11 protein-coding genes are annotated in these 26,325 nt (G+C 74.2%); 9 read left to right on the top strand and 2 right to left on the bottom strand.

Translation table 11 applies throughout. The features are described from left to right. The first annotated feature begins 6 nt into the window (after positions 1 to 6). Positions 7 to 2,700: an immunoglobulin I-set domain protein gene (locus ACFXAZ_RS16065; RefSeq protein WP_384590458.1), complete on the top strand. Its 2,694-nt coding sequence runs from the start codon at positions 7 to 9 to the stop codon at positions 2,698 to 2,700. Between the two features lie 87 nt (positions 2,701 to 2,787). Here the strand turns inward: ACFXAZ_RS16065 and ACFXAZ_RS16070 are convergent, their stop codons facing one another. Then, on the bottom strand, positions 2,788 to 6,156 hold the full coding sequence (locus ACFXAZ_RS16070; protein ID WP_384590461.1) for a CARDB domain-containing protein: 3,369 nt from the start codon (positions 6,154 to 6,156) through the stop codon (positions 2,788 to 2,790). Positions 6,157 to 7,570: 1,414 nt separating this feature from the next. Here ACFXAZ_RS16070 and ACFXAZ_RS16075 point away from each other — a divergent pair. From ACFXAZ_RS16075 to ACFXAZ_RS16090, 4 genes are all read left to right on the top strand, one after another. Continuing rightward, positions 7,571 to 8,563, top strand: coding sequence for a RimK family alpha-L-glutamate ligase (locus ACFXAZ_RS16075; RefSeq protein WP_384590464.1), 993 nt, complete (start codon positions 7,571 to 7,573; stop codon positions 8,561 to 8,563). Positions 8,564 to 8,808: 245 nt separating this feature from the next. Continuing rightward, positions 8,809 to 9,309, top strand: a complete 501-nt coding sequence (locus ACFXAZ_RS16080; protein WP_384590467.1) for an RpiB/LacA/LacB family sugar-phosphate isomerase — start codon at positions 8,809 to 8,811, stop codon at positions 9,307 to 9,309. A gap of 58 nt (positions 9,310 to 9,367) precedes the next feature. Then, complete coding sequence (locus tag ACFXAZ_RS16085; RefSeq protein WP_384590470.1) at positions 9,368 to 11,797, top strand: glycoside hydrolase family 65 protein; 2,430 nt, start codon at positions 9,368 to 9,370, stop codon at positions 11,795 to 11,797. Continuing rightward, positions 11,794 to 12,690 (top strand): NAD(P)-dependent oxidoreductase, encoded by an 897-nt coding sequence (locus ACFXAZ_RS16090; protein ID WP_384590472.1) that lies wholly within the window; start codon positions 11,794 to 11,796, stop codon positions 12,688 to 12,690. The genes ACFXAZ_RS16085 and ACFXAZ_RS16090 overlap by 4 nt, the downstream gene beginning before the upstream one ends. 87 nt (positions 12,691 to 12,777) lie before the next feature. Here ACFXAZ_RS16090 and ACFXAZ_RS16095 read toward each other — a convergent pair whose 3' ends face one another. Then, a complete protein-coding gene (locus ACFXAZ_RS16095) occupies positions 12,778 to 13,149 on the bottom strand; it encodes a DUF6479 family protein (RefSeq protein WP_384590475.1) in 372 nt (123 codons plus the stop codon). A 342-nt stretch (positions 13,150 to 13,491) separates the two neighbouring features. Here ACFXAZ_RS16095 and ACFXAZ_RS16100 point away from each other — a divergent pair, with 342 nt between their 5' ends. The 4 genes from ACFXAZ_RS16100 to ACFXAZ_RS16115 form a co-directional block, all read left to right on the top strand. Beyond that, positions 13,492 to 15,825, top strand: a complete 2,334-nt coding sequence (locus ACFXAZ_RS16100) for a tetratricopeptide repeat protein (RefSeq protein ID WP_384590478.1) — start codon at positions 13,492 to 13,494, stop codon at positions 15,823 to 15,825. Between the two features lie 203 nt (positions 15,826 to 16,028). Next, positions 16,029 to 17,618, top strand: coding sequence for a phytoene desaturase family protein (locus ACFXAZ_RS16105; protein ID WP_384590481.1), 1,590 nt, complete (start codon positions 16,029 to 16,031; stop codon positions 17,616 to 17,618). Between the two features lie 152 nt (positions 17,619 to 17,770). Next, the gene (locus ACFXAZ_RS16110) at positions 17,771 to 23,764 is read left to right on the top strand and encodes an SDR family NAD(P)-dependent oxidoreductase (protein ID WP_384590484.1); all 5,994 of its coding nucleotides are present in this window, start codon (positions 17,771 to 17,773) and stop codon (positions 23,762 to 23,764) included. After that, positions 23,764 to 26,325: type I polyketide synthase (locus ACFXAZ_RS16115; RefSeq protein ID WP_384590487.1), on the top strand; the 2,562-nt coding region annotated here is incomplete at its 3' end. The genes ACFXAZ_RS16110 and ACFXAZ_RS16115, both read left to right, overlap by 1 nt.

Raw genomic sequence — 26,325 nt, forward strand, 5'->3', positions numbered from 1 at the left:
AACCCCATGACTGACGACACCCCCGGCACCAGCCGCCCGGACGCCCCGGCCAGACCTCGCCTGCGCCGCCCCGCCGCGCTCATCGGCTCGGCCGCGCTGATCGCCGCGGGCGCCACCGCCCTCACCATCGGCCCGCCCGCGCAGGCCGCCGACACCCCGAGGACCGGACTCGGCAAGGACGGCCAGGAACTGACCGTCTCCGCCTCCGCCGACCTCGACCCCGACGGCGAGACGCTCCGCGTGACCGGCGCGGGCTACGACGCCACCAAGGGCCTGTATGTCGCCCTGTGCAAGGACAACGGGGACAACCGGATCCCCTCCCCTTGTCTCGGCGGTGCCGATCAGACCGGCGGCAGCGGTTCCTCCCAGTGGATCGTCCCGCCGGGCGACCCCAACGAGGGCGATCTCACCGAGACCTGGGGCGCGGGCGGCACCTTCGACGTCCGGATCGACGTGAAGGCGCAGGACGGCGGCCTCGACTGCACCCAGGTCGCCTGCTCGGTGATCACCCGCGTCGACCACCGCGCCGCGGGCGACCGCTCCCAGGACGTCCGGGTCCCCGTCACCTTCGAGGGCCAGGACCCCGGTGAGCCCGGCGGCGGTGTGGATGTGCCCGCCGGTACGGTCAGTTATGTGCGCGCCGCCGAGTACGGCACCGCGGGTCAGCCCAACGATCTGCTGCTGCACCCCGAGTCCGGGAAGCTGTACGTCGGTTCGAACAACATCCCCGACACCGCCGATGTCAACGAGGCCGGACTGTACGTCCTCGACCCGAAGGACGGCAGGGTCCTCAGCCATGTCGCCCAGGCGCCCAGCTCCACCGGGGTGCTCGCCCCGCGCAACGTCCAGCGGATCGCCGGACCGCTCGCCGGGGACGGCGTCGTCTTCCAGTACCCGGTGCGCGGCATCGGCACCGCCAAGGACGGTGACACCGCCGCCACCGGGTTCTGGCCGGCGGGCGCCTCCATCAACGGCATCGCGCCCGGCACCGACGCCGCCACCGTGCTGGTCTCCCAGGGCACCACCCTGTCCGAGATCGAGTACGCCACCGGCACCGTCCGGCGCACGGTCACCCTCGACGGCGTGGGCGAACTCGCCACCGACACCGCCCGCCAGGCCGTCTGGGCCGTCGACTACGCGACGAAGAAACTGCGCCGGATCGACACCGGCACCCTCGCGGTCACCGCCACCGCCGATCTCCCCTCCGACCTGCTGGCCTTCGTCCAGGTCGACCCACGGACCGGCGATGTCTGGGTGGGCAGCGGCTACGACGTCCTCGTCCTCGACCAGGACGCCACCGTCCTGACCACCCTGACGGGCACCGACCGCCCGACCGCCGTCGCCTTCGACCAGGACACCGGCTCGGCGTTCGTGCTGCGCGAGGACTACGGCAGCGCCGAGGACGGCGCCGACAACGTCGGCTCCCTCGACATCCTCTCCACCACCACCTACGAGAAGGCCGCCGAGTCCCTCGCCCTGCCGGGCAGCCGGGCCGGGGCCTACGCGGGCGTCGCCGTCACCCCGGGCGCGGGCACCGTCTTCGTCACCAACCAGGCGGAGAGCGAGGTGCTGCGGCTGGAGCGCCGGATGTCGCCGAAGGTGACCCAGTCCCCGACGGACCGGAGCGTCGCCCCCGACGACGAGGTCACCCTCGTCGCGGCGGCCGAGGGCACCCCGGCACCGGCCGTGCGCTGGCAGGTCAGCCCGGACGACGGCCAGACCTGGACGACCATCGAGGGCGCCACCCAGAACGCGTACCGCTTCACGGCGAAGCAGTCGCAGGACGGCTACCGCTACCGCGCGGAGTTCACCAACACGGTCGGCACCACCCGCACCACGCCGGTCACCCTCTCCGTGGAGGAGCCCGACGACGGCGGCACCGGCGGCGGTGACGGCGGTGCGGAGGAGCCGTCGGACACCCGGACCGGGACCGGCCCCGAGGGCCAGCGGCTCACCGTCACCCCGGTCAACCACCTCGCGGTGGAGGACCAGAAACTCACCGTCACCGGCTCCGGCTACGACACCGACAAGGGCGTCTATGTCGCCCTGTGCGTCGACAACGGCCCCGGCGAACTGCCCAGCCCCTGCGTCGGCGGCGTCGACATGACCGGCACCTCGCACTCCTCGGCGTGGATCTCCGCCAACCCGCCGGACTACGGCGAGGACCTGGCGATCCCGTACGGCGCCGGCGGCACCTTCGAGGTCGAGCTGACCGTGGACGCGGCGGACGAGTTCACCGACTGCTTCGAGGTGACCTGCGTCCTCGCGACCCGCGCCGACCACACCCTGTCCGGCGACCGCACCCAGGACGTCAAGGTGCCGGTGGCGTTCACCGGCCAGGACCCGGTGGACACCGACCCCGACGGCGGTGACACCGGAGGCGGTGACACGGGCGGTGACACCGGCGGCGGTACGGGCGGCACCGGCGGCACGGGAGGCACCGACGGCGGCTCCACGGGCGGCGGTTCGAGCAGCGACGGCGGCACCACCTCCGGCTCGGCGGGCGGCACCGGCACCACCGGCGGTTCGACCGGCGGCACCGGTACGACCACCACCGGCGGCGGCAGCCTCGCCTCCACCGGCGCCACCATCGGCACGGCCGCCGCGCTGGCCGCGCTGCTCACGGCCACCGGCTGGTTCGTCCACCGCCGCGCCCGCGCCCGCGCCACGGCGGACCCGGCACCGGCCGCCGCCGAGTGAGGTCGGGCCCGCACCCCGGGGTACGGGGTGCGGGCCCTTGTGGGGGACACCGGCCACTGGCGGCCGGCACGGTAGGGGCCGTGGCCCCTACTGGTTGATGACGAACTGCGATCCCGGCTGGACCAGGATGTTCCCGTCGGCCGAGTTGGTGATCGTCACGTTCGACAGGGTCGCGCTGCCCCGGGCCCCGCTCATGGCGAGGATGCCGGCGCCGTGGTTGGACTTGTCGATGACGACATTGGAGATCTGGGCGGTCACCGTGCCGCCGCCCGTCTTGAACTGGATCCCGTCGTACGTGGAGTCATGGATCTCGGTGTCCCGGATCACGACTCCCGGGATGCCCTGCCCCTGGGCGAACAGGGTGATGGCCCCGAACTCCTGGTCCTCGTTCCAGAAGGCGCCGCCCGTGCGGTACAGGCCGTTGTTGGCGATCAGGGTCTGCCCGGAGAAGGGCAGCGGATCGTGATCGGTCGCCAGCATGATGCCCGGGTAGTTCATGGTGTCGGAGATCAGATTGTTCTCGATGGTGTTGTCATAGCCGCCGTAGACCGCGATCCCATTGGCCCGCCAGGGCAGCTGGATGGTGTTGTTGCGGAAGGTGTTGTCGTGGCCGATGTCGACGGACTGGTCCTTGACGTACTTGTTGGCCCACACGGCGAGCGCGTCGTCCCCGGTGTTGCGGAAGGACGAGTTCTCCACCGTCGAGTTGCGGGTGCCGTTGGAGAAGTTGATGCCGTCCGCGTACGTGTTGCGGATCCGCATCCCGGAGAACTCCAGGCCGTCGGCCGGACCCCACAGGTCGGGGATGTTGCTGTAGTCGCGGCCGACCCACACCCCGACATTGGCGTGCTCGATCCACACATTGCTGATCTTGGTGTCCTTGCCGAACCGGCCGTTGAGCCCGACGCCGCCCTCCGCGCCGCCCGCGCCGCCCCGGATGGTGCCGGAACCGAAGATCGCGATGTCGGAGATCTGGGTGTTGTCGTCGATGTCGAAGCCGAAGTTGCCCTCGTGCGGATGGTTGATGCCGCCCGCCTCCTGCGGCGGGGTCAGCGTGTAGAGCTGGGAGTGCCACATGCCGGCGCCCCGGATGGTGACATCGCTGATGCCGACCTGGTTGTACTGACCCCGGTTGAGCGGGTCGTCGGTCAGGATCTTCTGCTCCTGGCGCCACTGGCCCGCCGGGATCCACACGCAGCCGATCTGCCCGTTCTGGTCGGCGGTCACGGCCCGCTGGATGGCGTCCGTGTCGTCGAGCCCGTCATTGGGCACCGCCCCGTACTGGGTGATCGACACACATCCGGCCGGCTGCGGGGTGGGCGGCGCCACCTGCTCCAGATCGATCAGGTCGATGATGTAGAAGGGGGCCGTGTCCCCGGCGTCCCGCTGCAACCGGAACGTGGTCCCCGCCGGGTAGGACTGCGCCAGCAGCGCGTTGGACTCGTCGAACAGCCGCCGCGCGTCCGTCTGCGGGGTGTTGGTCAGCCCCTCCGGGTCGTCCGTGGTGCCGTACAGCCAGCTGTGCTTGGACGACAGATTGATCTTGCGTACGAAGGTGCCGTTGGCGTAGAGGCTGATCGTCGCCTCGGTGCCGCCACCGCCCGCCGCGTCCGGGATGGAGTTGCGCACGACGATCGAGTTGGCCGCCGCGGTGGAGGTGAACTCCACGTACTGGCCCGTCGAGTTGAGCCGCACCGACTGACGGCCGGAGGACTCGGTGGCGAAGTTGGTGTGTCCGAAGGTCCGCTGCGCGTCCGCCGTCAGCAGCGTGCCGTTGTGGGTGCCCTTCTCCGCCTCGTACTCGATGTAGGGCACCGCCGCGCCCCGGCCGACCACGATCGAGCGGGAGTAGACGTTGTTGTTCTCGTTGGTCTCGGTGACGGTGTTCGTGGCGTCGGCGGTCGCGGTGAGCACGGCCGCGCCGCTGGTCGCCGTCCAGGTGCCGGAGATGGCGACCGTGGCGGTGGCGCCCGCCGCGATCGATCCGGCCGTGCCGTTGAGGGTGGTGGAGCCGGCCGTGACCCGGGTGACGGAACCCGCCGGGACGGCTGTCGTGCCGCGGTTGTGCACCGACACCGTGAAGGAGACGGAGGCGCCGGCCGCCGGGCTCGACGGGTTGGTGCTGATGCCGCGGACCTCAAGGTCGGGGCCGGGGCTCTGGGCGACGGTCAGCTTGGTGGCCGCCGTCCGGCTGTTGTTGCTGTTGTCGAGTTCGGGCACGGTGTCCGTCGGGTCCACCACCGCCGAGACGGTGTAGCTGCCCGTGGTCCGCTTGCCCACGGTCACCGGTACGGTGGCGGAGGCGCCCGCCGCGAGGGCGGCCACCGGGGCGCTGCCCGCGACCGTGCCCTCCAGGCTGACGTCGACCGTCGAGGCCGGTGCGGCGGCGGTGCCCGCGTTGCGCACGGTCACCTGGGCCGTGACGCTGTCCGACTCGGTGGGCGCGGCGGGGGTCCAGGTCAGCTCGTTGATCACCAGGTCGGGGTTGGGCGCGGCCGTCCCGATCACCTCGAACTCGGCGATCTGGGCGCCGTATCCGCTGCTGTTGGAGTGGACCGTCAGCCGTACGTCGGCGTAGCGCCCGCTGACCGGGATGGTCACCGTGTTGGCGTTGGCGCCGGGGCTGAAGGCGTAGTCGGCGCGGGCCTTGATCGAGGTGAAGGCCGATGAGCCCTGCGGCCGGCCGAGCACCTCGATGTTCTGGGTCCGGGCCGCCCATGCCGCGGCCGGGTTGAGCTTGAGGGTGATCCCGGACAGGTCGGCGTTGGCGCCCAGCTCCGCGGTCAGCGAGGCCGGGTGGCCGTTGGACTCCCAGTAGGTGCCCACCTGGCCGTCGTTGGCGTTGGCCGCGACGAACGAGTGGACGCTGGAGGTGGCGGTGATCGGCTTGCCGCGGGCCAGGTTGGTGCCGACCGGCGGCTCGCCCGTCCCGGGATCGGTGCCGCGGATCTCCAGCTCGGACAGCTGACCGGCGTTCCAGCCGGTGTTGGCGGTCACCTGGACCCGTACGTAGCGCACGCTGCGGGCCGTGAAGTCGACGGTCACCGTGTTGGCGGACGCCGGGGCGAAGCTGCGGGCGGCGGAGGCGGACAGGGCGGTGAAGGTGGAGCCGTCCGTGCTGCCCTCGATGGCGAGGGTCTGGGTCCTGGCGCCCCAGGAGGCGGGCAGCTTCAGGGCCACCTGGTTCACCTCGACCGCGCTGCCCAGGTCGACGCGGACCCAGCTCGGGAAGGACCCGGTCGGGCCCTCCCAGTACGACTGCTGGCTGCCGTCGGTGACGTTCGCGGCCGGGTAGCCGCCGACCGAGCCGCTCGCGGTGGCGGTCTTGCCCAGGGCGAGATTGGGGCCGACGGCCGCGGTTGCGGCGCCGGCCGTGCCGGGTTGCAGGCCGAAGGCGACCAGCGCGGCCAGAATCAGGCCGGTGATCGTCCTAAGACCGTGTCTTGTCCGTCTCATGGCGTCCTCGTTCCATGGCGGGGGACGACGGGGGGAGGGGTGCGCTGGACCTGTTGTCCGGAACTACCGGAGTGGAGTTGGGATTTTGCGTGAATCGATCGTAAGTTTGCGCGGCTTGGGTGATAGATTTCTGGCCGGGTTCCCGTTTGTCAATGGCATGAACACGAAGAGATGCACAGGGCGCCGGGGCGCGAGGGGTCGGTTTCCGGCCCACGGGGCGAAGTGACGGGCGATATCGATCGATTCGCGCCACCGGGGTACCCCGCCTGGACTCGACCTTGTCCCCACTCGCCGCCGGGGCTGAGGAGGGTGGGTCGGGGGGCGGGCCCAGGGGCGGGGTGAGGCGCGGGCTGGGCGGACGGTATGCGTCCCGGTCCGCGAACGGGGGAGCGGGTCCGGGCCGGCTCAGGGCGTCCGCCCGGCCGCGGCCTCAAGGCATCCGGGACTCCCCGTCGACATTCGCCGGCCGTGGCCCCGGCCGCCCCGGACCGGCCCACGGCATTGGCCCGACCGCGACCTCGGGCAGGTCGGGCGGACTCGCGGCATCCGCCGGGCCGTGCCAACGGACACCCCGGACCAGGCCACGGCATTCGCTCGGCCGTGCTCCCGGGTCCGTCGGACGGGCCGACGGCGTCCGCTTGGCCGTGTTTTCGGGTGTCTTGGGCTCGCGGATGGCGTTCGCCTGGTCGTGGCTTCGGGTGCGTCAGGTTGGCTCGTGGTGTTTGTCCGGCTGTGTTTCCAGGTCTGCTGGGCGTGCCGCCGGGCGTCCGCCTGGCTGTGATTTCGGGTGCTTGGGCTCACCGGCGGCGTTCGCCTGGATGTGGCTTCGGGTGCGTCGGGTCGGCTCGCGGCATTCGCCCGGTCGCGATCCCGGGTCTGTCGGACGGGCCGACGGCATTCGCCCGGTCGTCGCCCCGGCTACCCCGGACGAGCCGACGGCATCCGCCCCGTCGTCGCCCCGGCTACCCCGGACGGGTCAACGGCATCCGCCCTGTCGCCACCCGGCCACCCCGCGCCGACCCACACGCCATCCGCCCGGCCGTCACCCCGGGCGCGCCGGACGTACTGACGGCGCACGGGAGGGGCGAGCGGCGCAGAGGCGGGAGCAGGGGTCGGGGCCACATGCGCCCTGTCACGCCGCGGCGCCCGGCACTTACAGTGTGTCCCCCACAGCCCTGCGGCCCGGCCGGCAGGGCCGAGCCCCATCTGTACGGATCTCGCCCCACCTGTACGGTCACCGCCCGGCCCGCCCTGACCCCCGCCGGACCGAACTCCGCGGCCGGCGTCCCGGCCCGGCTCCGGCGTGACGGGTGGCGGTGACCGCGTGTGTCAGGCACCACCCGTGAGAGCGCCCGGCCGCGCGCAGGCGGAACTGCGCGCGGCACCGGCGCGTCCCGAGCCGTTGGAGGCCGCTGTGTCCCGACCGTGCGTCGCCCTCGTCACCGATCCCACCTCGCCCGAAGGCTGCGGGGACGTCCTCGCCGAAGCCGTCGAGCAGCTCACCGGCCGCCCCCCGGTGCGGATCGACTCCCGGCACTTCGCCACCGGCGGCACCGGCCGCGGCGTCCGGTCCGGGAACCGGTTGCGCCTGATCGTCCCCGGTCAGGGGCTCGACGTGGAGCCGGACGTGGTGGTCCTGTACGAGATTCCGCCGCACCGCCGCCACACCCTCGCCGGGTTCCAGCGCCTGCTGGTCCGCCACGATGTCGTGACCCTCGGAACCGGTGTGTCCGCCTGGCGCACCGCCACCGAGAAGAACCTCACCGTGGAGCGCTTCCAGCGGGACGGCGTTGCCCACATGGAGACCATCGTCCTGTCCCGGCCGAGCCCGCACGAGGCGTCGGCCGCGTTCGGGAAACTCGGCGGCGACGTCTGGGCCCGCCCGGTGATCGGCACCGGCGGCTACGACACCTTCCATGTCACCGGCCTCGACCGCCTGGAGCACGTCACCGACTTCTACGCCGAACGCGGCACCGACTGGATGCTGTCCAAGGACGCCGGGAACATCACCGCCGACGGCATGCGCCACCAGTTCCGGGTCTTCGTCCTGAACGGCCGGGTCGTGCACGCCCGCGAACACCTCCAGCCGGAGCCCGACGAGCCCTGCAACACCAGCCAGGGCGCCACCGCGGTGTTCCTCACCCCCGAGGAACTCGACCCCCGCCTCACCGACCTCGCCGTGGCCGCCACCGCCTCGATCGGCCTCCCCTTCTCCGGCGTCGACCTCGCCATCGAGAACGGCGGCGTCGTCTTCGAGGTCAATGTCCAGCCCGCCTTCATCCCGGGCGAACTCCGCAAGGCGGCCGTCCCCTACATCGAGGCCCACCTCCAGGCCCTGAAGTCCCAGCGCACGGGGCGGCAACGCCCGTCGGACCGAAGGGCGGGGGCGGGCGAGCGACCGGCGTGAGGGGAGGGGGTGGGGGGTGGGGCGAGGGTGCCTGAGAGGTGCCGGCGGGCCTCCGGCGGCGTAACGCGCGCGGGCCCGTTCCCCCCTGCGGTGGCGGGGAGGGCCGAGTCCCGACGGGGCCCGCGCAGGCGGCGGTAGCTCCCCCCGGGCGGCCCCCACTCCGCCGCCGCCCCGCCCCGTCCCCCCGCTCAACCGCCCGCCCGCTCGACCGGCCCCTTCCCAAGCCCCGATGTACGCTCCGAGACATGCGGATCTCCGTTTCCTCCGACATGGACGAACCCGTTGCCCGCCGCCTGGTCGTGGAACTGCGCGAACGTGGACACGAGGTGGTGGCGCGCGGGGCGCTGCGCCCCGGGGACGACCCGCAGTGGGCGGTGTGCTCGGCGGCGGCGGCCCGGGACGTGGCCGACGGGGCCGCCGATCAGGCCGTCGTCTGCTGCTGGACCGGCACCGGCGCGTCGATCGCCGCGAACAAGGTGCCCGGCGTGCGGGCCGCCCTGTGCGCCGACGCCTACACCGCCGACGCCTACACCGCCGACGGCGCCCGCCGCTGGAACGACGCCAACGTCCTCGCCCTCAGCCTGCGCCTGACCTCCGAACCGCTGCTCCGGGAGATCCTCGACGCCTGGTTCGCGGCCGAGGCCAGCACGGACCCCGAGGACCGGGGGAACGTCCTCCACGTGGACCGTATCGACGCCGCCCCGACCCGAGCGGCGGACCCGGCCGTCCCCGGCGGCGCCCTTTAGGCCCGCGCCGCCCCTGGGACCCGTACCGGACACCGCCCGCTGCGTGAGGAGCGTCGGAGTGACCCGCTGGATCTGGGAGTACGACGGCTACGACCCGGCCGACCAGCGGCTGCGGGAGTCCCTGTGCACCCTCGGCAACGGCAGCTTCGCCACCCGGGGCGCCCTGCCCGAGTGCGCCGCGAACGGCATCCACTACCCGGGGACGTACGTCGCCGGCTGCTACAACCGGCTGACCTCCTCCGTCGCCGGCCGCGAGGTCGACAACGAGGACATGGTCAACGTCCCCAACTGGCTGCCACTGCGCTTCCGCCCGCTCGGCCGCCGCTGGCTCACCCCGGACCATGCCACCGTCCTCGACCACCGCCAGGCCCTGCACCTGGACGCCGGCACCCTGGAACGCCGTACCCGCTACGCCCTGCCCGACGGCGGCGAGCTGACGGTACGGCAGCTGCGGCTCGTGCACATGGGCGATCCGCATCTCGCCGCGCTGCGCACCGAGTTCACCGCCGAGGGCGCCGACATCGAGCTGGAGGTCGAGGCCGCTCTCGACGGCGGTGTCCGCAACTCCGGCGTCGCCCGCTACCGCGACCTCGACGGCCACCACCTCACCCACGTCCACACCGGCACCCACACCCCCGACACCGTCTGGCTGCGCTGCCGCACCCGCACCTCCGACATCCGCATCGGCATGGCGAGCCGCATCATCACGGACGCCGCCCTCGGCGTACGGCACACCCCGCCCCGCGCGATCCAGTACCTCACCCTGCGCCTCACCCCCGGCACCACGGCCACCGTCGACAAGACCGTCGCCCTGCACACCTCCCGCGACCCCGCCATCAGTGACCCCCTGTACGCCGCCCTGTCCCGCGTCGAACGCGCCCCCGGCTTCGACGCGCTCCTCGACTCCCACCGCGCCGCCTGGGCCCAACTGTGGCGCCGCGCCGATCTCGACGTGCCCGGCGAGGCGGGCCGGATCCTGCGGCTGCACCTCTTCCACGTCCTCCAGACCCTCTCGCCGCACACCGCCGACATCGATGTCGGAGTGCCCGCGCGCGGCCTGCACGGAGAGGCGTACCGGGGCCATGTCTTCTGGGACGAACTCTTCGTGCTGCCCTACCTCAACCTGCACTTCCCCGAGGTCTCCCGCGCCCTGCTGCTCTACCGCCACCGCCGCCTGGAACAGGCCCGCACCGCCGCCCGGGACGCGGGCCGCCGGGGCGCGATGTACCCGTGGCAGAGCGGCAGCGACGGCCGCGAGGAGACCCAGCAGCTCCATCTCAACCCCAACTCCGGCCGCTGGCTGCCCGACCACTCCCGGCTCCAGCACCACGTCGGCTCCGCCATCGCGTACAACGTGTGGCAGTACTGCGAGGCCAGCGGCGACACCGAGTTCCTGCACACCAAGGGCGCCGAGACCATGCTCCAGATCGCCCGCTTCTGGGCCGACGCCGCCGACTTCGACCCGCGCCTCGGGCGCTACCGCATCGCCGGGGTGGTCGGTCCCGACGAGTACCACGACGCCTACCCGGGCGCGAAGCGACCCGGGCTCGTCGACAACGCGTACACCAACGTCACCGCCGCCTGGGTGCTGGCCCGCACCCTGGACCTGATCGCCGGTCTGCCCGCGCCGCGCCGCCGCGAACTCACCGAGCGCACCGGCCTGGACGACGGCGAACTCGACCAGTGGGAGGACATCTCGCACAAGCTGCACGTCCCCTTCCACGAAGGGGTGATCAGCCAGTTCGACGGCTACGGCGACCTCGCCGAACTCGACTGGCAGCGCTACCGCGAGCGGTACGGCGACATCCGCCGCCTGGACCGGATCCTGGAGGCCGAGGGCGACACCGTCAACCGCTACCAGGCCTCCAAACAGGCCGATGTCCTGATGCTGGGCTATCTCTTCTCCCCGGCCGAACTGCACGCCCTCTTCCACCGGCTGGGGATGCCGCTGGACGACGAGACCTGGCGGCGCACCGTCGACCACTACCTCCACCGCACCAGCCACGGCTCCACCCTCAGCGGCCTGGTGCACGGCTGGGTGCTGGCCCGCGACCGGCGCGCGGAGGCCTGGGAGTTCGTCCAGGAGGCGCTGCGCGGCGACATCGCCGACATCCAGGGCGGCACCACGGGCGAGGGCATCCACCTCGGCGCGATGGCCGGCACCCTCGATCTCGTCCAGCGCGGACTGACCGGTCTGGAGACCCGGGACGGCGCCCTGTGGCTGGACCCGGTGCCGCTCCCCGAGCTGTCGTCGTACGGCTTCTCCGTGCGCTACCAGGCCCACTGGGGCGTCCGTTTCCGGCTGCGCCAGGGCAATCTGGAGATCACGGTGCCCAATCACACCGACGCCGCCCCCATCGACGTACGCCTCCCGGACCGCGCGTTCTCCCTCGGACCGGGCGAGACCGCCCGGCTGCTGCTCCCGGCGGAGGACGGCACGCAGGGGCGTCGCCCCCCATCCCTCGCACCAGGAAAGTTGACACCATGACCGACAAGCTCACCGTGGGTGTCCTGGGTACCGGCATCATGGGCGCCGCGATGGCCCGCAGCCTCGCCCGCGCCGGACACTCCGTCCGAGCCTGGAACCGCAGTCGCGCCAAGGCTGAGCCGCTGGCCGCCGACGGCATCCGGATCGCGGACAGCCCCGCCGAGGCGGTACGGGACGCGGACGCCGTGCTCACCATGCTGTACGACGGCGGCACGGTCCGGCAGGTCATCGCCGAGGCCGCTCCTGGGCTCCGCCCCGGCACGGTCTGGTCCCAGTCGACCACCGCGAGCCTGGAGGACGTCGCCGCGCTGGCGGCCCTGGCCGGGCAGCACGGGGTGATCTGCTACGACGCCCCGGTCCTGGGCACCCGGCAGCCCGCCGAGGCCGGTGAGCTGACCGTGCTCGCCGCCGGGCCGGTGGCCGGGCGGGAGCGGATCACGCCGGTCTTCGACGCGATCGGCGCCCGGACCGTGTGGACCGGCGACGACGCGGCGGCGGCCACCTCCACCCGGCTCAAACTGGTCGCCAACGGCTGGCTCGTCACCGCCACCAACGCGACCGGCGAGATGCTCGCCCTGTGCGAGGCGCTCGACGTGGACCCGCAGCGGTTCTTCGAGGCGATCGCGGGCGGCACGCTCGACATGCCCCTGCTGCACGCCAAGGCCGCCCTGCTGCGGGAGGGACGGCTGAGCCCGCCCCAGTTCGCCGTGGCCACCGCCGCCAAGGACGCGCGGCTGATCGTCGCGGCGGGGGAGCGGCACGGCGTACGTCTCGATCTGACCGCCGCGAGCGCGGAGCGGTTCGCCCGCGCGGAGGCGCAGGGGCACGGCGACGAGGATGTGGTGGCGGCGTACTACGCCAGCTTCGACGGACGGCCGCCCGCGGCGGTGTGACCCACGGGGCCGCCCGCGGCGGTGTGACCCACGGGTCTGCCCACGGCGGTGTGACCCACGGGTCTGCCCACGGGTCACCCGGGTCGGTCAGTGGGCGCCGAGCCCGCCCCCGCCGAAGGACCCGCTGCTGCCCTTGCTCCACTTCGGCCGGTCCTTGGACGGGGACGAACTGGGCCGGGTCTGCATATTGCCCAGCTCGTACGGGGTCATGGCGCGTCCGCCCTTGGGCACCTTGGGCACCTCGTCGGGCTCGCGGCTCTCCATGACCTCGTGGACCGGGCCGCCCTCCGGTGGCCGTGGATGCTCCTCGGGCCGTGGCGTGGGTGGCTCACGGTCCTTGATCCGGTTGCCTAGCCAGAAACTCCCCGCCAGGACGGCCAGGAGCGCCACGGCGATCACGAACAGACCGAGGCTGAGCAGTCCGCTCGCCGCGGCCAACTGCATGGGTGCACTGCTCATACCTCATGAATACCCCCAAATGGGTGCCCCGACCAGTCGGGGTCCCGGAATCCCGCCCTCTTCGCCTTCGGCGACGGCAGGGGCCGCCTTGGGCTCCCCGGCCCTCCGGGCCCTCCTGGCCCTGGCCGCCTGGGCCGCCGGTGGTGCCGCGCCCGGCCCCGCCGCTTGCCGCGAGCCGTCCCCGCACGGCTACGCTGGCCCCGCCTCCTGATCACTTTCGGCGGGTCCTGGCCGACTCTGTCGTGGTGTGTGCCCGGCGCCGTTCAAAGTCGGACGGCCGGTCGCCATACTGGACGGGCCAGGGGAGGGCGCGGCAACAGGTGACGGGGGCGACTGCGGGCGATGGCGGAGACCAGGCTGATCCAGGGCCGGTACCGGCTGCTCGACCTGATCGGGCGCGGCGGCATGGGCGAGGTGTGGCGGGCGCGCGACGAGTCGCTGGGGCGGCAGGTGGCCGTCAAGTGCCTGAAGCCGATGGGCCCGCAGCACGATGCGTCCTTCACCCGGGTCCTGCGCGAGCGGTTCCGCCGGGAGGCCCGGGTGGCCGCCGCGTTGCAACATCGCGGGATCACGGTGGTGCACGACTTCGGCGAGTCCGAGGGTGTGCTGTTCCTGGTGATGGAACTGCTGGAGGGCCGCAACCTCAGCCAGTTGCTGGACGACAACCGGCAGCATCCGCTGGCCGTCGACGATGTCGTCGAGATAGCGGACCAGGTCGCCGCCGCCCTCGCCTACACCCACCAGCAGGGCATCGTGCACCGCGACCTGAAGCCCGCCAACATCGTCCGGCTCGGCGACGGCACGGTGAAGATCTGCGACTTCGGCATCGCCCGGCTCGGCCATGACATCGGCTTCACCTCCAAGCTCACCAGCACCGGCGTGGCGATGGGCACCCCGCACTACATGTCCCCCGAGCAGATCGTCGGCAGCGAGGTCGACCAGCGCAGCGACCTCTACTCCCTGGGCTGTGTGCTGTACGAGATCGCCACGGGCGTGCCGCCGTTCGACCTCGGCGACCCCTGGGCGATCCTCGTCGGTCACCGCGACACCGTGCCCACCCCGCCCCGCACCCACCGCGCCGAACTCCCCGCCTACCTTGAGGAGATCATCCTCGACCTGCTCGCCAAACAGCCCGACGAACGCCCCGATGACGCCCGCGAACTGGGCCGCCGGATCAACGCCGCCCGCGCCACACCTGTCCGGGTGCCGACCCTGGCCGCCACCCGCCCCCGGCCCGGCGTGCGTACCGCCACCCCCGGACCCCGTACGACGGCGCCCGGCCCCCGGACCGCGCCCGAACCCGCCGCCCCGGCCGGCCGGCTGCCCGCCTGGACCCGGGGCATGACCACCGGCCACAAGGCCACCGGCGCCGGACCGCACGCCACCCCGCCGGACACCTGGGCGGCCCTGACCGGCGACTGGACCGCCCGCCCGGACACCGCCCGCCCGGACACCGCCCGCCCGGACACCGGCCGTTTCGCCGAACCCGTCCCCGCCGAACCTGTCCCCGGCGGCCCGCCCACCCCCTCCCCCGAGGTGCTCGCCGACCTCGCCGGACGGCACAACGCCGGGCTCAGCCTCGGACGTCTCGGCCGCTGGCCCGAGGCCGGTGAGACACACCGCGCGGTCGCCGCCGAACGCGAGCGGCTGCTCGGCCCCGGCCACCCCGACACCCTCGCCAGCCGCTACGAGATCGCCTTCACCCTCAGCCGCACCGGCCACGCCGCCGACGCGCTCGCCGAGTACACCCATGTCGCCCAGGCCCGCCACCGCGCCCTGGGCCCCGGCCACCCGGACACCCTCGCCGCCCGGCAGGAGATGGCGTACGTACTGGGCCAGCTGGGGCGGCCCTTCGACGCCCACGAGGTCTACACCTCCGTCCTCGCCGCCCGCGAGCACGCCATGGGCCCCGACCATCCCGACACCCTGCGCTGCCGCCACAACCTCGCCTTCAACCTCTCCCGGCTCGGCCGCCTGGAGGAGTCGTACCGCATGGCCCGCGAGGTCGCCGACGCCCGCGCCCGGGTCCTCGGCCCACAGCACCCGGACACCCTCGTCACCCGCTACGAGGTCGGCTACGCGCTCGGCCAGCTGGGGCACTGGGCGCAGGCCCTCCAGGCCTACCGCGAGGTCGCCGACGCACGGGCACAGGCCCTCGGCCCCGACCACCCCGACACCCTCGCCGCCCGCTACGAGATCGGCATCAGCCTCGGCCGCCTCGGCCGCAGCGCCGAAGCCCTCACCCTCTACCGCGCCCTGGTCGCCGACCGCACCCGCGTGCACGGCCCCGCCCACCCCGAGACCCTCCGCGCCCGCCACGGCCTCGGCGTCAACCTCGGCCGGCTGAACCGCTGGGACGAGGCGCTCACCGAGTCCGCGGACGTCTGCGCGATCCGCGAGCGCGCCATGGGCCCCGACCATCCCGACACCCTGGTCTCCCGCCGCGAGGTCGCCGTCGGCCTGGGCTGGCTGGGCCGCTGGGCCGACGCCCTCGCCGAGTACCGGAAGGTCGCCGAGGCCCGCGAACGCGTCCTGGGCGCCGCCCACCCGGACACCCTCGCCAGCCGCAACGACGAAGCCCACTGCCTCGAACAACTCGGCCGCACCGCAGAGGCGGGCCAGCTCTACCGCCGAGTCGCCGCCCTACGGGGGCAGGGGGCCCCGGGCGGGAGCTGAGACGCCGGGTGGGGGGTGAGGCGGGTGGTCGGGGTGGTGGGGTGGTGGGGTGGGATGGTCCGGTGGTTCGGGCGGGGCGGCTGGGCCGTGTCCGGTGCTCGTGCCGCCCTGCTGGGCTGAACGGGGAGGTTCCCCACCCCCCATCACCACCCGCATTCCCCCGCCCCCTGGCCCATCGCGATCACCTCGTGTTACCAAGAAACATGCCTGCTCGTGAGGGGATCGGGTCTGTGTCGGTCTATGACGTCGTGGTGGTCGGTGGTGGTCACAACGGGCTGGTCGCCGCCGGCTATCTGGCGCGGGCGGGACGTTCCGTGCTGGTGTTGGAGCGGCTCGGGCATATCGGGGGTGCGGCTGTTTCGTCGCGGCCCTTCGCCGGGGTCGACGCGCGGCTGTCGCGGTACTCGTATCTGGTCAGTCTGCTGCCCGGGAAGATCGTGCGGGATCTCGGCCTGGACTTCCGGGTCCAGCGCCGCACCATCTCCTCGTACACGCCCGCCGAGCGCGACGGGCGGCCCACCGGACTGCTGGTCGGGGGCGGGGAGGAGCGGACGCGTGCGGCCTTCGCCCGGCTGACCGGTGGTGAGGGGGAGTACGCGGCCTGGCGGCGGTTCTACGGGATGACGGGACGGGTCGCCCGGCGGGTGTTCCCCACACTGACCGAACCGCTGCCCACGCGTGCGGAGCTGCGCCGGAGGGTGGACGACGAGGAGGCCTGGCGGACGCTGTTCGAGGAGCCGATCGGGGTCGCCGTCGAGCGGGAGTTCCGTGATGACCTGGTGCGCGGGGTCGTCCTCACGGACGCGCTCATCGGGACGTTCGCCGACGCCCACGACAGCGATCTTCGGCAGAACCGGTGCTTCCTCTACCACGTCATCGGCGGCGGCACCGGCGACTGGGACGTCCCCGTCGGCGGCATGGGCGCCCTCACCGACGCCCTCGCCGACGCGGCCCGCCGGGCGGGCGCCGTCATCGCCACCGGCCATGACGCCGTACGGATCGACACCGACGGGCGGCGGGCGGAGGTCACGTACCGGACGGGGGACGGCGAAGGCGTCGCCGCCGCCCGGCACGTCCTGGTCAACGCCTCCCCGCAGCAACTCGCCGCGCTCACCGGCGACGCCCCGCCCGAGCCCGCCGAGGGCGCCCAGCTCAAGGTCAACATGCTGCTCACCCGGCTGCCCAGGCTCCGCGACCGCTCCGTCGACCCGCGCGAGGCGTTCGCCGGTACGTTCCACATCGCCGAGGGGTACGGGGAACTGGCCGCCGCCCATGCCCAGGCCGCCGCCGGTCGGCTGCCCGTCGCGCCGCCCTCGGAGATCTACTGCCACTCGCTCACCGACCCGACGATCCTCGCCCCGGACCTCGCCGCGAGCGGCCACCACACCCTCACCCTCTTCGGACTGCACACCCCGGCCCGGCTCTTCGCCCGGGACAACGACGCCGTACGGGACGAACTGCTGGCCGCGACCCTCGCCCAGCTCGACGCCCACCTCGCCGAACCGATCGCCGGCTGCCTGGCCACCGACGCCGACGGCAGGCCCTGCATCGAGGCCAGGACCCCGCTGGACCTGGAACGCGATCTCGGACTTCCCGGCGGCAACATCTTCCACCGCGAGCTGTCCTGGCCCCACGCCGACGACCGCACCGGCCGCTGGGGCGTGGAGACCCCGCATCCCAACATCCTGCTGTGCGGGGCGGGCGCCGTGCGCGGGGGAGGGGTGAGCGGGGTGCCGGGGCACAACGCGGCGATGGCGGTCCTTGCCGACGAGGTCGACCCGTCGGAGGGCTGACCTGCCGTTTTCCCATCGACCCCAGACCCCCTGCCGGGTGCTGGGGCCTGTAGGGGTGTCTCCCGCCGACGCGCGCTGCCTAGCCTCCGGAAGGCGGAGGGGAAGCGGATCGACGGCCGCCCTCACTTCGATCGCGATGGGATGGCGTGCTGGTGACCAACGAAGAGCAACTGCTCGACTATCTCCGGCGCACGACCGCGGACCTGCGGGAGGCACGGCGGCGGCTGCGCGAGAACGAGCGGCGGGCTCATGGGCCGATCGCCGTGGTGGGTGTCGGCTGCCGGTATCCCGGCGGCGTCACCAGCCCCGAGGAACTGTGGGAACTGGTCGCGTCGGGCACCGACGCGGTGTCCGGTTTCCCCGCCGACCGAGGCTGGGACACCGACGCGCTGTACGACCCCGACCCGGACGCCCCCGGCAAGACCTACGCCCGCACCGGCGGATTCCTCCACGACGCCGCCGACTTCGACCCCGGCTTCTTCGGCATCGGCCCGCGCGAGGCCCTCGCCATGGACCCGCAGCAGCGGCTGCTGCTGGAGACCTCCCACGAGGCCGTCGAACGGGCCGGGATCGTCCCGGCCACCCTGCGCGGCAGCCGCACCGGCGTGTTCGCCGGGGTGATGTACAACGACTACGCCACCCGGCTCACCTCCGCCCCTGACGACCTGGACGGCTACCTCGCCAACGGCAGCGCCGCCAGCATCGCCTCCGGCCGCGTCGCCTACACCCTCGGCCTCGAAGGCCCGGTCGTCACCCTCGACACCGCCTGCTCCTCCTCCCTGGTCGCCCTGCACTGGGCCGTCCGCGCCCTCCAGGCCGACGAGTGCTCGCTCGCCCTGGCCGGCGGGGTGACCGTGATGTCCACGCCGGAGACCTTCGTCGACTTCAGCCGGCAACGCGGCCTCGCGCCCGACGGCCGCTGCAAGGCCTTCGCGGCGGCGGCCGACGGCACAGGCTGGGGCGAGGGCGCCGGGATGCTGCTCCTGGAGCGGCTCGCCGACGCCCGCCGCAACGGCCACCCGGTGCTCGCCGTCATCCGCGGCAGCGCCGTCAACTCCGACGGTGCCAGCAGCCGGCTCACCGCGCCCAACGGCCCCTCCCAGCAGCGGGTCATCCGGCAGGCGCTGGCCGGTGCCGGACTCACCGCCGCCGATGTCGACGTGGTCGAGGCGCACGGCACCGGTACCCACCTCGGCGACCCCATCGAGGCCCAGGCCCTGCTCGCCACCTACGGCCAGGACCGGCAACAGCCCCTGTGGCTGGGCTCGGTCAAGTCCAACCTCGGACACACCCAGGCCGCCGCGGGCGTCGCCGGTGTCATCAAGATGGCGCTGGCCATGCGGCACGGCGAGATACCGCCCACCCTCCACGTCGACACCCCCACCGACCAGGTCGACTGGAGCGCCGGAGCCGTCGAACTGGCCCTGGAACGCAGCCCCTGGCCCACCACCGGCCGCCCCCGCCGCGCCGCCGTCTCCTCCTTCGGCATCAGCGGCACCAACGCGCACGTCGTCCTGGAGCAGGCCCCGGACGCCGACGATGCCCCGGACGCCGAGGACATCCCGGCTGCCAACGGCTCGCCAGCCGCCGACAGTTCCCCAGCCGCCGACAGCTCCGCAGCCGCCGACAGCTCCGCAGTCGCCGAGGAGACCTTGCCCGCCGACGGTTCCCCGGCCGCCGAGAACGCTCGGGCCGCCGATGGCTCCCCGGCTGCCAGCGGCTCTCCGGCCGCCGAGAACACCCCGGCCGCCCACGGCTCCCCGGTACGGGCCGACCCCTGCGTCCCCTGGATCGTCACCGGGCGGACCCGCCAGGCCCTCACCGCCCAGATCGCCCGCCTGCGCGAGCACCTCGCCGCCCGCCCCGCCGCCCGCCCGGCCGACCTCGCGCTGTCGCTGGCCACCACCCGGGGCCACTACGAGCACCGGGCCGTCGCGGCCGGCAGGGACACCGCCGAACTGCTCGACCGGCTCACCGCCGCCACCCCGCTCACCCCGGCCGGCGGCCGGACCGCGTTCCTGTTCACCGGACAGGGCGCCCAGCGCCCCGGCATGGGCCGGGCACTGCGCCGCGCCTTCCCGGTCTACGCGCAGACGTTCGACGAGGTCTGCGCGCTCGCCGACCGCGACCTCACCCGGCCCCTCGCCGACATCATCGACACCGACCCCGAACTGCTCACCCGCACCGACCACGCCCAGATCGCCCTCTTCGCCACCGAAGTCGCCCTGTACCGCCTCCTGGAGTCCTGGGGCGTGACCCCCGACCATGTCGCCGGGCACTCCGTCGGCGAACTCGCCGCCGCCCATGTCGCCGGGGTGCTCTCCCTCCCCGACGCCGTCCGCCTCGTCGTCGCGCGCGGCGCCCTGATGGCGGCCCTGCCCCCGGGCGGCGCCATGGCCGCGCTGCGCGCGAGCGAGGACGAGATCACGCCCCACCTGGACGAACGGGTCGGGCTCGCGGCCGTCAACGGCCCCCGGTCCGTGGTGATCTCCGGCACCGCGGACGCGGTCGACGCGCTCGCCGCCCGCTTCGGGAAGAGCAAGCGGCTGAGCGTCTCGCACGCCTTCCACTCCCCGCTGATGGAACCCATGCTGGCCGCCTTCGCCGAGGTCGCCGCCGGATGCTCGTACGCCGAGCCGAAGATCCCGGTCGTCTCCACCCTCACCGGCACCCTCGCCGCCCCCGGCCTGCTCACCAGCCCCGGCCACTGGGTGGACCACGTCCGCCGCCCCGTCCGTTTCGCGCCCGCCCTGGCCGCCCTGCACGAGCTGGGCACGCGGGTGTTCCTCGAAGTCGGCCCGGACGCCCCGCTCACCGCCCTCGCCGCCGACTGTCTGCCCGAGGACAGCATCGCCGTCGCCGGGCTGCGCCGGGACGGCGACGAGGAACGCGACCTGGTCACCGCCGTCGCCCGGCTGCACGCGGCGGGCGCCGCCGTCGACTGGGCGGCGTTCTTCGCCCCGCACCGGGCCCGGCGCACCGACCTGCCCACCTACGCCTTCCAGCGCGAGCGCCTCTGGCTGGAGGGCACCTCCGGCGGGGGCGGCGACGCGGGCGGGCTGGGCCAGAGCGCCACCGGCCACCCCCTGCTGAGCGCCTTCGCCGAACTCCCCGACACCGGGGGAGCGGTCCTCACCGGCCGGCTCTCCCGCGCCTCCCACCCCTGGCTGGCCGACCACGCCGTGCACGGCACCGTGCTGCTGCCCGGCACCGCCCACGTCGAGATGGCCTGGCAGGCCGCCGAACGCACCGGCTGCGCCACCATCGACGAACTCACCCTGCACGCACCGCTGATCCTGCCCGACCGGGGCGCCCTCGCCGTACAGGTGGCCGTCGGCGGCGAACGGGACGGCCGACGGGAGCTGACCGTGTGGTCCCGCCGAACGGACCTGCCCGACACGCCGTGGACGCGCCATGCCGCCGGAGTGCTCGGCGCGGGGGATGGGCCGGGGGCTGCCGCCTTCGCCTCCGGGGATGGGCCGGGCGCCGTTGCGCTTGCCTCCGGGGACCGGCCAGGTGCTGCCGCCTTCGCCTCCGGGGGCGGGTCGGGCGCTGCCGCCCTTGCCTCCGGGGATGGGTCTGGCGCTGTCGCCTCCGGTTCCGGGGACCAGCCGACCGCCGTCGCCCCCGCCCCCGGCGTCGAGCCGGCCCCACTCGCCCTCACCGAATGGCCACCCGCCGACGCCGACCCCGTCGACCTGGACGGCCTCTACCCCGCACTGGCCGGTACCGGCTACGGCTACGGAGAGGTCTTCCAGGGGCTGCGCGCCATGTGGCGCCGGGGCGACGAACTGTTCGCCGAGGCCGCCCTGCCCGAGAGCGCCCGCGCCACCGCGTCCGCGTTCGGCGTGCACCCCGCCCTGCTGGACGCCGTCCTGCACGTCAATCTGCTGGACCTACCCGGCGGACAGGCCGTGCTGCCCTTCGCCTGGGGCGGCGCCACCCTGCACCGGGCCGGGACCGACACCCTGCGCCTCCACCTCGCCCCCTCCGGCCCCGATGCCGTCACCCTCACCCTCGCCGACGCCACCGGGGCGCCCGTCGCGACCGTACGCAGCCTGGTGGCCCGGCCCGTATCCGCCGAGCAACTCGCGGGCGACGGCGACGATCCGCTCTACCGCGTCGACCTCGTCCCGGCACCGGGGGTGGCGGCCACGGACGTACCGGACCTGGCCGTGTGCGGCCTCAAGGACACGGGCCACGCCCGGGAGACCGGTGGCCCTGACCGCAGCGGCCTCGCCGCCCCCCGTCACCTCGACCTCAGCGCCCTCGCCGCCGCCGGTCCGGTGCCCGAGGTGGTGGTCCTGGCCGTCCCGGCCGCTCCCGTCGCCGTCCCCGACCTGCCCGCTCTTGTACGGGACCGGGTGAACGCCACCCTGGACACCCTCCGCGTCTGGCTGGACGACGAGCGGTGCGCCGGCCGGCGGCTCGCGGTGCTGCTGCGCCGCGGTGACCTCACCCACGCCCCGCTGTACGGCCTCGTACGGGCCGCCCAGGCCGAGCATCCGGGACGGTTCCTGCTGATCGACGGCGACGGCGACGGCGAAGGCGATGGGGGCGCGAGCTGCCGCGCCGCGCTCGCCGTCGGGGAACCCGAGGTCGCGGTGCGGGACGGAGAGGTGCGGGTGCCCCGGCTGGTCCGCGCCGAGCCGGGGGAGCCCCTCGCCTGGGACCCCGACGGCACCGTCCTGATCACCGGCGGCACGGGCGGCCTGGGCGCCCTGATCGCCCGGCATCTCGTCACCGAGCACGGCGTACGGCGGCTGCTGCTGGCCGGGCGGCGCGGCCCGGACGCCCCCGGCGCGGCGGAACTGCGCGACGAACTGGCCGCGTCCGGCGCCGAGGTGATCCTCGCCCGCTGCGACGCCGCCGACCGCGCCGACCTCGCCGCGCTGCTCGCCCGGCACGAGATACGGGCCGTGGTGCACGCCGCGGGCGTGGTCGACAACGGGGTCCTCGACACCCTCGACGCCGCCAAGGTCGACCGGGTGCTGCGGCCCAAGGTCGACGCGGCCTGGCAGCTGCACGACCTCACCCGCGACATGGACCTCACGGCGTTCGTCCTGCTGTCCTCCACCGCCGGGCTCCTGGTCGGGGGCGGGCCCGGCCCCCACGGCCCCCCCCCACCCCACCCCCAACCCCCACCCCCCCCCCCCCCCCCCCCTGAGCGGACACCCTCCCCCCCTCCACTGCACCTCCCGGGGTTGGCCCTGCGGGCCCCCCCCCGGGGGCTCGGGGGCGGCGGCGGCCAGGCCAACTACGCCGCCGCCAACACCTTCCTCGACGGCCTCGCCGCCCACCGCCGCTCGCTGGGCCTGCCCGCCGTCTCGCTGGCCTACGGCCTGTGGACCGGCACGGGCGGCATGAGCGCCGGTATCGACGCCGCCGACCTCGAACGGCTGCGCAGGCTCGGCCTGCCCCCGCTGACCCCGGCCCAGGGGCTGCGCGCCTTCGACGCCGGGCCCGGCGCGGCGGACGCCGTACTGGTCCCCGTACGCCTGGACGCCGCCGCACTGCGGGCCCGGCCGGACGGGGTGCCCGCGCTGCTGCGGGGGCTGGTGCGGCCCGCCCGGCCGCGTGGCGGCGAGCCCGGGGCGGGCGCCGCCGCCGGTTCCTGGCGGGCACGGCTCGCGCCGCTGGCGGACGCCGAACGGGACCGCGCCCTGCTGGAACTGGTCCGCACCCATGTCGCCGGGGTCCTCGGGCATCCCTCACCGGAGTCCGTGGAACCCGGGCGCGCCTTCCAGGAGATGGGCTTCGACTCGCTGGCCGCCGTCGAACTGCGCAACCTCCTCGCGGGCGCCACCGGCCTGACCCTCCCCGCCACCCTCGTCTTCGACCAGCCCACCCCCCGCGCCCTCGCCGCGCACCTCGGGTCCGCGCTCGTCCCGCGACCCGCCGACCTCGCCCGCACGGCGCTCACCGAGGTCGACCGCCTCGAAGCCGCCCTGCACGCCCTGCCCGACCAGGACGGCAGCCACGCCCGCGTCACCGCCCGCCTCGAAGCGCTGCTGCACGGCTGGCGGGACACCCACGGACGGGGCACCCACCGACAGGGCACCGACCCGGTGGCGCCGGAGGACTTCCGGGAAGCCAGCGACGACGAACTCTTCGCCAGGATCGACAACCAACTGGGAGCCCTGTGATGGAAGACTCGGCCACGGCCGGCAAGCTCCGCGACTACCTCAAGCGGGCCACGACCGAGCTGGAGCGCAGCCGCCGCCGCGTGCGGGAGCTGGAGGAGCGGGACCACGAGCCCGTCGCCATCATCGGCATGGGCTGCCGCTACCCCGGCGGGGTGCGCACCCCGGAGGACCTGTGGCGGGTCGTCGCCGAGGGCGTCGACGTCGTCACCGAGTTCCCCACCGACCGCGGCTGGGACGTCGAGGCGCTCTACGACCCCGAGCCCGGCGCCCCCGGCAAGAGCTATGTGCGGCACGGCGGATTCCTGCACGACGCCGCCGAGTGCGACCCCGCGTTCTTCGGCATCAGCCCCAAGGACGCCCCCGGCACCGACCCGCAGCAGCGGATGCTGCTGGAGGTCACCTGGGAGGCGTTCGAACGGGCCGGTATCGACCCCGCCACCGTCCGGTCCACCCCGACCGGCGTGTTCGTCGGGCTGATGCACCACGACTACGTCGGCGGCACCATCTCCGGCAGCATCGTCTCCGGCCGGATCGCCTACACCCTGGGCCTTCAGGGCCCCGCGGTCACCATGGACACCGCCTGCTCCTCCTCGCTGGTGGCGCTGCACTCGGCGGTCCAGTCGCTGCGCAGGGGCGAGTGCTCGCTGGCGCTGGCGGGCGGCGCCGCCCTGATGGCCAGCCCCGAGATGTTCGTCGAGTTCAGCGAGCGCCGGGCGCTGTCCCCCGACGGGCGCTGCCACTCCTTCTCCGACGACGCGGCGGGCGCCGCCTGGGCGGAGGGTGCCGGGATGCTGCTGGTGGAGCGGCTGTCCGACGCCCTGCGCAACGGCCACGAGGTGCTGGCGGTCGTGCGCGGCTCGGCCGTCAACCAGGACGGCGCCTCCAACGGGCTGACCGCGCCCAGCGGCCCCGCCCAGATCCGGGTCATCCGGCAGGCCCTCGCCGACGCCCGGCTCGCCCCGGGGCACATCGACGCGGTGGAGGCGCACGGCACCGGCACCACCCTCGGCGACCCCATCGAGGCACAGTCCGTCATCGCCGCCTACGGGCAGGACCGGCCGGACGCCTGGCCGCTGTGGCTCGGCTCCATCAAGTCCAACATGGGCCATCCGCAGGCCGCGGCGGGCGTCGGCGCCATCATCAAGACCGTCATGGCGATGCGCCACGGCACCCTGCCCCGCACCCTGCACGTCAGGACGCCCAGCACCGCCGTCGACTGGAGCGCCGGGGACGTCCGGCTGCTCACCGAGGCCCGCCCCTGGGACACCCCCGACGGCCGCCCCCGCCGCGCCGGTGTCTCCTCCTTCGGGATCTCCGGCACCAACGCCCACACCATCCTCGAACAGGCCCCGCCCGCCGACCGGCCCGCCGCCCCTCGCGCGCCGCTGCCCGTCGTGCCCTGGGTGCTGTCCGGCAAGGGCGCCGACGCCGTCCAGCGGCAGGCGCGGGCGCTGCTCGCCGTCGCCGGGGGACTCGACCCGTACGACGTCGGCTACACGCTGGCCACCGCGCGCGCCCGGTTCACCCACCGGGCCGCCGTCACCGGCCGCGACCGCGAGGAGCTGCTCGCCGGGCTGCGCGCGGTCGCCGACGGCAGCCGGCCGGCCGTCGTGGCGCCCGAACCCGGGCGGCTCGCCGTCCTGTTCTCCGGCCAGGGCTCCCAGCGGCCCGGCATGGGCCGCACCCTGCACGCCGCGTTCCCGGTGTTCGCCGCCGCCTTCGACGAGCTGTGCGCCGCCTTCGACGCCCACCTCGAACGGCCGTTGCGGGAGGTGATGTTCGGTGAGGGCACCGACCTCGCCCGCTCGTCTCTCCATCAGACCGTCTACACCCAAGCCGCCCTGTTCACCTTCGAGACCGCCCTGTTCCGGCTGCTGGAGCACTGGGGCGTACGTCCCGACCTGCTCGCCGGGCACTCCATCGGCGAGATCGTCGCCGCGCATGTCGCCGGGGTCCTGGAGGTGACGGACGCGGTGGCCCTGGTCGCCGCGCGCGGCCGGCTGATGCAGGAGCTGCCCATGGGCGGCGCGATGGTGTCGCTGCTCGCCGCCGAGGCCGAGGTCGTGCCGCTGCTCACCGACGGCGTCGACATCGCGGCCGTCAACGGCCCCCGCGCGGTGGTGATCTCCGGCGACGAGGAGGCCGTCCTCGCCGTCGCCGCGAAGGCCGAGAAGGCGACCCGGCTGAAGGTGTCCCACGCCTTCCACTCGCACCGCATGGACCCCATGCTCGACGCGTTCCGCGCGGTGCTGGACGGGCTCACCTTCCACGAACCCGCCCTGCCCGTCGTCTCCAACGTCACCGGCCGCACGGCCGACGCGCTCACCTCACCCGAGTACTGGGTACGGCATGTCCGCGAGGCCGTCCGCTTCCACGACGGGGTCACCACGCTGGCCGCCGAGGGTGTCACCCGTTTCCTGGAGGTCGGCCCCGACGCGGTGCTCACCACCATGGCGCAGGACGCGGTGCCCCATGTCGTCGCGGCCCAGCGCCGCGCCCCCCCCCGGGCAGCCCCCCGCGCCGACGCCCCCCCGCCAATCCCCCTCAGCCGCCCCCGCCCC

This window comes from Streptomyces sp. NPDC059477 (assembly GCF_042749375.1).
In the GTDB taxonomy this organism is placed as follows: domain Bacteria; phylum Actinomycetota; class Actinomycetes; order Streptomycetales; family Streptomycetaceae; genus Streptomyces.